14 protein-coding genes are annotated in these 10501 nt (G+C 66.1%); all 14 read right to left on the bottom strand.

The window, feature by feature from the left end:
- The coding region (locus CAG22_RS19005) for a CsgG/HfaB family protein (RefSeq protein ID WP_256582440.1) at window positions 1-797 on the bottom strand (797 nt) is incomplete at its 3' end.
- Between the two features lie 33 nt (window positions 798-830).
- Entirely contained in the window at window positions 831-1244 is a 414-nt protein-coding gene (locus tag CAG22_RS19000; protein ID WP_085705947.1) for a curli assembly protein CsgF, read from the bottom strand.
- Complete coding sequence (gene csgE, locus CAG22_RS18995; RefSeq protein WP_085705946.1) at window positions 1241-1642, bottom strand: curli production assembly/transport protein CsgE; 402 nt, start codon at window positions 1640-1642, stop codon at window positions 1241-1243. The genes CAG22_RS19000 and csgE overlap by 4 nt, the downstream gene beginning before the upstream one ends.
- Window positions 1639-2166 (bottom strand): type II secretion system protein, encoded by a 528-nt coding sequence (locus CAG22_RS18990; RefSeq protein ID WP_013972856.1) that lies wholly within the window; start codon window positions 2164-2166, stop codon window positions 1639-1641. Before CAG22_RS18990 ends, csgE begins: the two co-directional genes overlap by 4 nt.
- Window positions 2141-2515: a type II secretion system protein gene (locus tag CAG22_RS18985; protein ID WP_024087221.1), complete on the bottom strand. Its 375-nt coding sequence runs from the start codon at window positions 2513-2515 to the stop codon at window positions 2141-2143. The genes CAG22_RS18990 and CAG22_RS18985 overlap by 26 nt, the downstream gene beginning before the upstream one ends.
- Window positions 2516-2520: 5 nt before the next feature.
- On the bottom strand, window positions 2521-3000 hold the full coding sequence (locus CAG22_RS18980) for a type II secretion system protein (RefSeq protein WP_085692466.1): 480 nt from the start codon (window positions 2998-3000) through the stop codon (window positions 2521-2523).
- Window positions 2997-4862: a secretin N-terminal domain-containing protein gene (locus CAG22_RS18975; protein ID WP_025339365.1), complete on the bottom strand. Its 1866-nt coding sequence runs from the start codon at window positions 4860-4862 to the stop codon at window positions 2997-2999. Before CAG22_RS18975 ends, CAG22_RS18980 begins: the two co-directional genes overlap by 4 nt.
- A complete protein-coding gene (locus CAG22_RS18970; RefSeq protein WP_085615418.1) occupies window positions 4859-5368 on the bottom strand; it encodes a hypothetical protein in 510 nt (169 codons plus the stop codon). Before CAG22_RS18970 ends, CAG22_RS18975 begins: the two co-directional genes overlap by 4 nt.
- Window positions 5368-5931 (bottom strand): type 4a pilus biogenesis protein PilO, encoded by a 564-nt coding sequence (pilO, locus tag CAG22_RS18965; RefSeq protein ID WP_085705945.1) that lies wholly within the window; start codon window positions 5929-5931, stop codon window positions 5368-5370. The genes CAG22_RS18970 and pilO overlap by 1 nt, the downstream gene beginning before the upstream one ends.
- Window positions 5918-6460 (bottom strand): PilN domain-containing protein, encoded by a 543-nt coding sequence (locus CAG22_RS18960; protein WP_075045046.1) that lies wholly within the window; start codon window positions 6458-6460, stop codon window positions 5918-5920. Before CAG22_RS18960 ends, pilO begins: the two co-directional genes overlap by 14 nt.
- 1 nt (window position 6461) lies before the next feature.
- Window positions 6462-7253, bottom strand: coding sequence for a hypothetical protein (locus tag CAG22_RS18955; RefSeq protein ID WP_085705944.1), 792 nt, complete (start codon window positions 7251-7253; stop codon window positions 6462-6464).
- A complete protein-coding gene (locus tag CAG22_RS18950) occupies window positions 7237-8910 on the bottom strand; it encodes a GspE/PulE family protein (RefSeq protein ID WP_085692464.1) in 1674 nt (557 codons plus the stop codon). The genes CAG22_RS18955 and CAG22_RS18950 overlap by 17 nt, the downstream gene beginning before the upstream one ends.
- 165 nt (window positions 8911-9075) lie before the next feature.
- The gene (locus CAG22_RS18945; protein ID WP_025339371.1) at window positions 9076-9609 is read right to left on the bottom strand and encodes a response regulator; all 534 of its coding nucleotides are present in this window, start codon (window positions 9607-9609) and stop codon (window positions 9076-9078) included.
- A gap of 248 nt (window positions 9610-9857) precedes the next feature.
- Complete coding sequence (locus CAG22_RS18940) at window positions 9858-10499, bottom strand: SurA N-terminal domain-containing protein (protein ID WP_085588441.1); 642 nt, start codon at window positions 10497-10499, stop codon at window positions 9858-9860.
- Window positions 10500-10501 lie beyond the last annotated feature (2 nt).

Genomic DNA, 10501 nt, shown 5'->3' with positions numbered 1-10501 from the left:
CCCGCATCCCCCGCCACCTGCCACAGCCGCCGTTCAATCCCCTGCGCCAGCAAGTGCCCCACCGCCGCCTCGATCGCCGACAGCACGCACAGCTGCGCCGGTTCGTTGGTGGTGTACCCCACCTCGGCCTCGAGCAGCTTCTTGAACTCGATGAACTTGAACACCCCGGCGCTGCGGCCGACCGAATAGATGGTCTTGCTGGTCATCACATTGGCCAGCACCTGCCCGGTGCGCACGTCCACCGCGCGCAGGTTAACGGTCACCTGGTCGACCCGGTACTCGCGGGAGATGTCTATGCCCAGGTAACGGGCACCTTCGCCGCCGCTGCGCACGTTGGTGTCGTAGGCAATGATGCCGCCCTCCAGCATCAGGTTGGCGGCCTGCAGCGGTGGCAGCTCGCCCATGATGTTTTCCGGCACGTCGGGCTTTTTCTGCGAAGCACGAATGATCTTGCGCTCGGTCAGCAGGTTCTGCAGGCCTTCACGCTCCAGCACCACGAACCAGCCGCTGGCGTTCAGGGCGTCCATCAGCATGCTTGCCGCGCCTTGGGTGACGCTGGTGGAGAACGAGCTGGCCGGGGTCGGCTTGTACTGCCCGGTCTGGTCGCGGAAGCCATACACCACCGCCATCAACCGGCCCTTGGGCCGTGGCATGTTGATCAGGTCGTAGTAGGTCGACGCACGGGGGGTCAGGGTCGGGGTTTCCGAGTCCTGTTCGGCGGGCATCGGTTCGCGCAGGCCACAACCGTGCAGACCCAGGGCGGTGAGGATCAGCAGCGTGCTCAGCAGACGTTTCATGGTGTTCTCTCCCCAACAAATAGCCTTGCCCCCTCAAGGGTTCAGGCCGCTGACCTCAATGATCGAAATTTCTCCTGTGGCGCGATCGGTGACCTTGATACTCAAGGCCCCGGAATCGTCGATGACGTCGATGAGAAACGCATCGGTCGCCATGCTGCCGGTGTTGCCGTTACTGATGTTGTCCAGCAACTGCGACAACATCCGCGACTCCAGCTGGTTGCTGAAGCGCTCCAGGGCCGTGGTGCCGGTAAAGGCCGAGGAACGGTCCTTGAGGTCGGGGTCGTCGTGGTCGTTCTGCGCCTGGGCGTTGTTCAGCAACCAGGTGCCATTGAGCGGGTTGCCGCCAAAGGCCGGGTTGATAGGGGTGTACACCAGCTCGGTGGCCTGGGCGGCACATGCGCTGGCTAACAGGCAGGCGGCGATGCAACGGGGTATGTGGTACTTCATAGCTCGTCCCTCTCCAGATCGGTGGTGTCCTGCAGCAGGCGTTGCAACTTGCGTTGGATGATTTGCTGCTTGACCAGGTCGGCTGCTGCAACGGCCTCGTCCTTGAGCTCGGTGGTGTTCGGCGGCAGGAAGCGGCGGTACACCACCTCACGCTCGAATTCCACGGTGACCAGGCTGCCCCAACGGGCATCCGGGCGTTCGCGCACCACCAGGTTGAAATCAAGCCGGCTGGTGGCGCGCAGGCGGTCGGCGAAGTAGTAGTAAAAGTCGTGGCCGATGTGCGAGATGGTGTTGTCGACGATGAAGCCTTGCATCTCGTCCTCGTCCCCGGCCTTGGCCGAGGTGGCCAGCACTGCCACCAGCAGCAGGCCCAGGCACAGCGCGGCCAGGCGGCTCACGGCGTGTCTCCCGGGCCGGCATGGGTCTGCACGCCACCGGCACTTTCGGTAAAGGCCTGCTCGGCGACGAACTGCCAGTCGCTGTAATGTTCCAGCCCATCGAAACCGCTCCATTCGGCGCTGAAGCCACTGCGCTTGAACGGGGTGGCGTCCGAGCGGCTGTGCACGCCAGTGATGCGGCCATCGATCGAGCGCAGCAGGCCCCAATCGTCACTGTTGGTGATGGGGTCTGGGTACAGCCGGCGAATGTGCCGCCTGGCCTGCGGGAAGCGGTTGTCCTGCAGCAGGTCGGCCAGTTCCTGCGGATACTGGGCCAGCCCCGGCGAGGCGCGGTAGTAGCTGCGCAGGGCCTGGGCATACTGGCTGCCTACCCACAACAGCTGGCGTTCGCGGTCACGCTGGGCGGCACTGGCCCAGAGCGTGCCGGTGGCGGCCAGGGCCACGCTGCTGACCGCAATCAGCAGCAGCACGCCCAGGTAGGTGAAGCCGGCGTCGGCCTTACCATTCCGCGAACAGGCTGCCATCGCGCGCCCTCCCTGTGGCACCGCTCTTGATATCGGCCACGCCGCCGGCCACGCCTTCGGGCGGTGGCACCAGCTGCCAGGCATCGCTGCGCTCGGTGATCGGGTCTATCGGGGTGTTGCGCAGGTAACGCTGCTCCACCAACTGCTCCAGCGAGTCGGGGTAGTGGCCGGTGTCGCCGTAGTAGTGGTCCAGCGCCTCGCGCAGCACCGCCAGGCTCTGGCGCAGGGTGGCTTCGCGGGAGCTTTCCAGGCTGTTGAAGTAGCGCGGCATGGCGATGGTCATCAGCGTGGCGATGATCGCCAGCACCACCAGCAGTTCGATCAGGGTGAAGCCTTTGCTGCGTTTCATGGCTGTCACCATTGCCCGTAGGGGATGTTGTTCAGGCCTTTGCCGCGGGCCTTGGAATACACGTCGAACACGTCTTCGCCTTCGCGCGGGTTGTCGGGGCTGCTGTCGTAGGCGCGCAGCCCCCACCCGCCTTCGTCCTCAGCCTTGGCCGCCACCAGCGGGTCGTGCGGGATGCGCCGCAGGAAGTAGAACTTGGCGCCCTTGGCACTGCGCACATCGCGCACGCCGTCGACTAGCACCTGCAGGTTCGGCGGGTAGCCACTGGCGTCCAGGCGCTTCTCGATGTAGCCAGCATCGAACGCGCGCTTGTAGGCGTCGATGGCGTCGCGAATCTGGTACAGCGCCTCGCGCAGCTGCTGTTCCTTGCCGCGGCGCACCACGGTTTCGGTCAGCGGCGCGGCCATGCTGGCAAGCAGCCCGAGCAGTGCCAGGGTCAGCACCACCTCGATCAGGCTGAAGCCCTGCATGCGGCGCTGCGCGATCATGGCCGCGGGCTCCCTTTGGCCGGGGCGATCGCCATCTGGCTTTCCACCACCGGGGCATCGGTGGCCGGGGCATTGCCAGGCACATCCGCCGGCGGCAACGGCGCCATCTGCCGCACCTGCATGGCCGACTCGGTGCCGGTGGCGAACTCCATGTCCGACGGGCTCTGGTACGGCAGGTTGCGCACGATGCGCGGGGTGATCGCCAGCACCAGCTCCGACTTGCTCATGTCGTCCTTGTTGCTGCCGAACAGCCGGCCCAGGCCGGGGATGTCGCCAAGGCCCGGGATCTTGTTGCCGCTGGCGTTGTGGTCGTTGCGCACCAGGCCGGCCAGCACCTGGGTTTCGCCATCGTGCAGGCGCAGGGTGGTCTGGGCGTTGCGGGTGTCGACCTGGACCGGGATGGTGCCTTGGCGCGTGGCTTCCAGCGGGGTGGCGTTGCTCACCTCCAGGGCTACCTTGATCGCCACTTCGTTGTTCAGGTGCACGGTGGGCTGCACCTCGAGCTTCAGGCCCACATCCAGGTAGGTGACGCTTTCGGTGATCACCGGGCCCTGGGTGGACGGCACCGAGGTGGCGCTGATGATCGGTACCCGCTGGCCGATGTGGATGCGCGCCTGCTCACGGTTGCTGACGCGGATCACCGGGCTGGCCAGGGTGTTGATGTCCTTGTCCTGGGCGTTGATCTTGGCCTGCGGCGCCGGCGCGATGCTGATGCGGCTGGAGTCGATGCCCTTGAGCTGGTCGAGCACGCTCACCGGCTGGCCGTCGGAGCTCAGCACGCCGAAGGTGTTGGGCCATTGCAGGCCGAGGTCGAGGATGCGCGAGGTGGCCACTTCCATCACCTCCACTTCCAGCACCACCTCGGGGTTGGACTGGTCCTGCGACTGCAGCAGCTTCTCGGCCATGCGCACGGCATCGGGGGTATCGCGCATGGTCAGGGTGTTGAGGCGTTCGTCGACGAACACGTCGCGGGTCTTGAGCATGGTCTTGACCATGTTCAGCGCAGTGTTGGAGTCGATGCTGGTCAGGTAGAAGGTGCGCATGACCAGTTCCTGGTAGTCCTTGGTCTTCTGCGGCGAGTCGGGGTAAATCATCAGGGTGTTTTCGTTGACGATCTTCTGCCGCAGCTGGTTCTGTTCCAGCAGCAGCGCCACGGCGTCCTCGATGCGCAACTCGCGCACGAAGATGGTGGCCTTCATGTCCGGGCGCATGTCCTTGTCGAAGATGAAGTTGATGCCAGCGACCTGGGACAGCACCTCGAAGATGGTCTTCAGGTTGGCATCGCGAAACTCCAGGGTCACCGGCCGCTCCAGCTTGCTGCGCAGCTGCGGGAACGGTTGCGCGGTGCGCGCCTGCACGTTCTCGATGTCGCTGCGCAGGGCAATGCCCTTCTGGTTCTGCGGGTCCAGGCGCAGCACTTCGCGCATGTAGCGCTCGGCACCGAACAGGTCGCCCTGGCGCAGCGCCGCCTGGCCCAGCGCCACGCGCTCGTCGAGGGTGCGGATCAGCTCCAGCTGGCGGATGCCTTCCTGGGCGCGGCGGTTGTTCGGCTCCAGGGTCAGCACCCGGCCATAGCCCATGCGGGCGCTGGCGAAGTCGTGGCGGATGCGGTCGGCGTCGGCCTGGGTCAGCAGCGCCTCGACCGCGGCCTGGCGGCTGTGGGCCAGGGCGATGTTCAGTTCGGTGTCACGCGGGTCCTCGCGCAGGGCTTCTTCCAGGCGGGCGATGCCGGCTTCGTACTGGCCCTCCTTCATCAGCTGGTCACTGTCCTTGCGTACCGCGCTGGAGCCGCAGCCGGCAATGGCCACGCACAGCGCCACAAGCAGGAACGGAGCCGGTTTGCACAGCTTTGACGACTTCATGGTGCGCTCCCTACAGACAAAGTCTGCGACTGATGCAAAGGCAGGTAGACCAGGTGCAGCTCGCTGGCCGATACCCGTTCGAGGCGGTAGGTGTCTTCGATCACGTCGCCCTGGCGCACGACGTAGAGTTTTTCGCCGCTCTGCAGGAAGATCTGCAGGTCGTCGCGGTCGCCGATGCGGCCAATGAACTGGAATGGCAGGGCCGGTGCAGTCGGGGCTGCGGCTACGGCGGGTGCGGTGACCACGGGTTGTTCGGTGACGGTGGCCAAGGCCTGGGGTTTGGTCCATTGCTGGGTCGGGAAGAGATCTCTTGAGGCTTGTTCCGGCCCTTTCGCGGGTAAACCCGCTCCCACAGGGACCGTGGATACCGCCGATTTTGTGGTAGTGGGTTTGCCCGCGAAGGGGGCAACACTGTCTTCCTCGCCGAACCAATGGCCCGGGGCCCAGGCCAGCGCCGCGCTCACGCCGAGGAAGCCAACCCAGATGACAGCACGTTGTGTGTTCATCACGACCTCGACAGGTAAAGGGTCATGCGCAGGCGGGCGTTGAGCTCGCTGTCGCCAATGCGTTTGCGTTGCAGCTCCAGGTCTTCCAGCACCAGGGTCGGCAACTGCTTCAGCAAGCCCCTGAGGAAGCTGCGAATCTGCGGGTAGCTGCCGCGCACCGGCAGCACGATCTGGTAGCGCGCCAGTTGCGTCCTGGGGTCGATGCCCAGGGCATATTCGCCACGCGCCAGGCTGATATGCTCGGCACTGGCCAAGTGGTACAGGCGCTCGATCAGCTCGCTGGCCCGGGGCTGCCCCGGCAGTTGCTGACGCAGGCTGTCGAGGGCCTGCTGCTCGGGCTTGATGGCGATCTTCAGCTCGCCACGCCTGACCCGCTCGACCTGCACGCTGGCGTCCGCTTCAGCGGCGCGCAGCTCGCGCAGGTTCTGCCATTGCGGCAACACCCCGGCGAACAGCACGCCCACGGCCAGCAGGCCCACCGCAATTGCAGCCAGGCCGACCGGGCCGACGCGACGCAGGCGTTCCTGGAGGATCAGGCTGTTCAGCGATTCACGGGCGCGCATGGCCGGTCTCCCAGGTGGCGGTGAGGGTGAAGCGCACCGGGTGCTCGGGCTGCGCGGCCAGCACCTCGTGGTTGAGCAGCGACACATCGCTGAGCTCGGCACTGGCCTCCAGGCGCTGGTGGTACTGCAGCATCGCTTCCAGGTTGCGCGCCTCGGCGGTGATGCGTAGCTGGCCTTTGCGCGCGTCGGGGGCCAGGCTGAGCAGCGCCACGTCGTCCTGGGGTTGCGCTTCAAGCATGGCGAACAGCTGCTGCCAGGGCCGTTGCAGCTGCTGCGACACGCTTTGCATCTGCGCCAGGCGCTCGGCCTGTTCGCGGCTGGCGGCGCTGCCCAGCGGTGCGACAGTGGCCGGGCGACGGCCCAGTTGCTGCTCCAGGCTGTGCACGCTGGCCTCCACTTCGACCTGCTCGGCCTGCAAGCTTTGTTGCAGCAGCACCAGGCCGGCGACCATGGCACTCGCCACGGCCAGCAGCGACCAGGCCAACGGGCTGTTGCGCCGGGGCTGGAATTCCAGGTCGAGGCGGCGCATGTCAGGCCACCGCCCGCCACATGGCGCACAGCGGGTCGGCATCGCTGGCCGGCTGGCACAGCTGCACCGCCGCCAGTTGCGGCACCTCGCCCCGGCCCGGGGCATGCAGGTAGACCCGTGGCAGGTGCTCGCCGTACAGCTCGCAGGTGCGCTCGATCAATGCTTGCAGGGCCTGGTCGCTGTCGGCGCAGCCTTGCGCCAGCACTTGCTGCCAGGCCCCACCGGCGGCCAGCAGCAGCACGCTGCGGCGCGGTTCGGCCAGGACGAACAGGAAGTCGCCCTGCTCCAGCTGTGCCGAGCAGCGGTTGTAGGCGGCCATCAGATACGGCTGCACCGAGCGCAGGCTCAGGTGGCTTTCCCGGCCCAGCGCCTGCAGCCGCTGCAGCAGGGCTTCGGGCAGCGCCGTGGCGATGCGCGCGGCGCCGGCCGGCTCGGGCGACAGCACGATGCGCCAGTCGTCCAGCGGTTGCCCGTAGAGGTTTTCGAAACAGGCCCGGGCGTAGGCGTCCAGTTCGCGCGGGTGGCTGATGGCATCACTCCAGGGCACCAGGCAGAAGCGGCTGTAGCGGGCCGACAGCAGTACCCGCAACTGGGCACCGCGCACGGCATGCTCGGCCAGCAGCGTGGCCAGGGCGTCGACGGCGGCCTCCCAGGCCGGTTGGGCGGCATCGCAGGTAAAGTCGCGGCTGCCCAGCCATTGGTGGTGATTGGCATGCCAGCTACCCAGGCCTACACCTTCGGCGCCGAGTACGGCACTGTATCTGTAACCGCCACGATCAGATGAATGTGACACGGTTGATCTCCTCGAGAGTGGTACGGCCATCCCGGACCAGGTCCAGGGCCGAGGCCCGCAGCAGGCGCAGGCCGCGCTGGCAGGCGAGGTTCTTGATTTGCGACAGGGGGCGGCGTTCGACGATCATCTGCCGCAGGTCGTCGTCCAGGTGCAGCAGTTCGGCGATGGCGCTGCGGCCGCGGTAGCCACTGCCGCGGCACTGGCCGCAGCCCTGCGCGCGGACGAACTTCCAGCCGGCCACGCCCTCGCGGGTCAGGCCCGCGCCGTACAGGGTGTCGTCGTCGACTTCACACGGCGTGGCGCAATGCGGGCAGGCCAGGCGGATCAGGCGCTGGGCCAGCACCGCATTGAGCGCAGAGACGAAGCTGTAGGGGTCGACCTGCATCTGGCTGAAGCGGCCGATCACATCGAACACGTTGTTGGCGTGGATGGTGGTAAACACCAGGTGGCCGGTGAGCGCCGACTGCACGGCGATTTGCGCGGTGTCCGGATCGCGGATTTCACCGACCAGGATCTTGTCCGGGTCGTGGCGCAGGATCGAGCGCAGGCCGCGGGCGAACGTCAGGCCCTTCTTCTCGTTGACCGGGATCTGCAGCACGCCGGGCAGCTGGTATTCGACCGGGTCCTCGATGGTGATGATCTTGTCCACGCCGTGGTTGATCTCGCTGATCATGGCGTACAGGGTGGTGGTCTTGCCGCTGCCGGTGGGGCCGGTGACCAGGATCATGCCGTAGGGCTCGGCGGCCAGCCGGCGCAGGGCGCGCAGGGTTTCCTCGGCAAAGCCCAGGGCCTGCAGCTGAACGCCGCTGACCCGGTCGGACAGGTCCTGCTTGTCGAGCACCCGCAGCACCGCGTCTTCGCCGAAGATGCTGGGCATGATCGATACCCGGAAGTCGATTTGCCGGTCGCCCACGGCAACCTTGAAACGGCCGTCCTGAGGCACGCGTTTTTCGCCGATGTCCAGCTCGGCCATCACCTTGATGCGCGAGATCACCTGGTCGGCGAAGGCGCTGCCGCTGGCCTTGCCGGCGCCGTTTAGCACACCGTCGATGCGGTACTTGATGGTCAGGCCCTGGCCGGTCATGCCCAGGTGGATGTCGCTGGCGTGCAGCTTGAGGGCGTCGTACAGGGTGGAGTTGACCAGCTTGACCACGCGGCTCTGGTCTTCGCTGATGCTGGCCAGCGACAGGCGCTGCAGCGGGTCGCTTTCGCTGCTGGTTTCGGCGTCGTGGTCAAGGGCGTCCACGGCGTGGAAGCTTTCTTCGTGGCGGGCCAGGAAGGTGGCCAGGTCGGCGGCGTGGGCCAGGTACAGCGGTGCGCCTTGCAGCACGTCGTCGATCCAGGCCAGGCGGGCGTGGTCGAAGGGGTCGGCGAACACGCCCAGCAGTTGGCCGCCCTGCTCGATCAGCACGAATTCACGCTTCAGGCACATCGCCAGGCTGACCTTGTCGAAGCGTGGGGTGCTGGCCAGCAGTGTGTGGCTGCCCAGCACCGGGTAATGCAGGGTCAGGCCCAGGCGCTGGGTGAAGGTGTCGGGGGTGTCGCCGGCCAGCTGTTCCAGGCGGGTGAGCAGGCGTTCGTCGCTGGTTTGCAGGCGGGCCTGGGCCAGCAGGTCGCGGGGGTAGGCTGAGAATGGTGTTGGATTCTTCGCGGGCATGCCCGCTCCCACAGGTACAGCGCAATCCTGAAGGCAACGCGAATCCTGTGGGAGCTGGCTTGCCGGCGATAAGGCCGTAACGGTTGCATCGAATGCTTCTGGCATGGCCTGCGACTCCGCTCAGGGGCGCGTCGCAGGCTGGCTCGGCCAGGGGTGCGGGCGCCGCTATTCCCCTGTGAGCAGTTGATCGTCGTCGGGCCCTGGGGGCTTGGCGCCGTTACGGCGGCGGTCGGCCAATACCCAGCTTCCATCGTACAACTGCAGGGGGAACGATTCGTTCCTGTTCTGGCGTCGTTCGACGAACCCTTCAGCCGGGTTGTCCGTGGCCCTGCGCCGGCGCTCGATGCCCATCAGGTCGAAGACTGCACGGGCCAGTTCCACCAACGGGAACGGCTTGAACAGGACATGGCTCACACCCAGTTCGGCGGCCCGCTCACGCACCTCGACGGTGGGGTGGGCGGTAATCAGCACGAAGTGGCACTGCCTGTTCCTGTGTACGGTCTCCAGAACCTGAAACCCCTCCATGTCGGGCAAGCGGTAATCCAGCACGATCACTTGCGGTGCCAGGCTTGCAGCCTGCTCGATACCACTGGCACCGTCATGGGCAACATGAACTTCCAGGCCTTGCGCCTGCAGGTACGCTTGCAGGTTCTGCGCAAGAGTCTGTTCGTCATCGACTACCAATACTCTGTTCACCAAGGTCGACTCCCAAGAACTGCCCGGTTACCCGGTCTGCGAAGTGCGCCCCTGTACAGGCTTGAGCAGGCTTCGTGCCAGGCGTGAATAGTCATGCTGAATAACCGTAACTCATTGATTTTGCGGAAGTTCCGTTCGCCACCCGCAACGCGTCGGGCAGGCGCACCGGCCCCGTTCCCCACATGCGGGGAAACTGATGGCACACTGCCATTTCGTTATTCCCCAGCATTGGGGAAACGCCATCAGGGGCTTCAGTCGGCGATCTCCACGGTAGCGGACGCACGCAAACGTTGGCGCACGGACTGGCGCGCCTGCGCCTCCCGCTGCCCGATGAGCGTGGCCCTGGCCAGGACCAGGCCCTGTTCGCGTATGACCGAAGGCTCGTCACTTTGTTGCTGCACTCCTTGCAGGTTTTGCGAATTGGCATCATAGAATGCCTCCACTTCGGCCTCGCTGGGCGCGGCGACCGCGCTGAGCTGGGCGTACACCTGCTGCGCGGCCAGCTCGCGCCGGGTGTACTCATTGTACTGTGCCCTATCGAAGCCCGCTTCCGCCAGCCGCCGCTCAAAAATTGCCGGGCTGCCAAGCGCGGCCTCGATCTCGCCCACATGCGCCGACACCTGCTCGTCGCTGATGGCTATGCCGAGGCGCTGGGCCTCCTGCCACAACAGCTCCTTGTCGATCAGTTCATCCAGGGCCTGATCGCGCAGGCGCTGGTACAGGTTCGGGTTGCGGATGCTGGCCACCGCGCGGCCCTGGGCGTCCAGGTATTCGCTGAAGTAGCGCTCCAGGCGCATCGTCTCGATCTCCACACCGTTGACCCGCGCCGCCGGCATATCGGCCCAGCTTGCCTTGGCCAGCACCTGCAACAGGCACAACAACAGAACACGCATGG

The organism is Pseudomonas sp. B8(2017) (genome assembly GCF_002113575.1).
Taxonomy (GTDB): Bacteria; Pseudomonadota; Gammaproteobacteria; order Pseudomonadales; family Pseudomonadaceae; genus Aquipseudomonas; species Aquipseudomonas putida_Z.
Note: the sequence above shows the minus strand (reverse complement) of the source record. Positions and strands in the feature narration are given on the sequence as shown.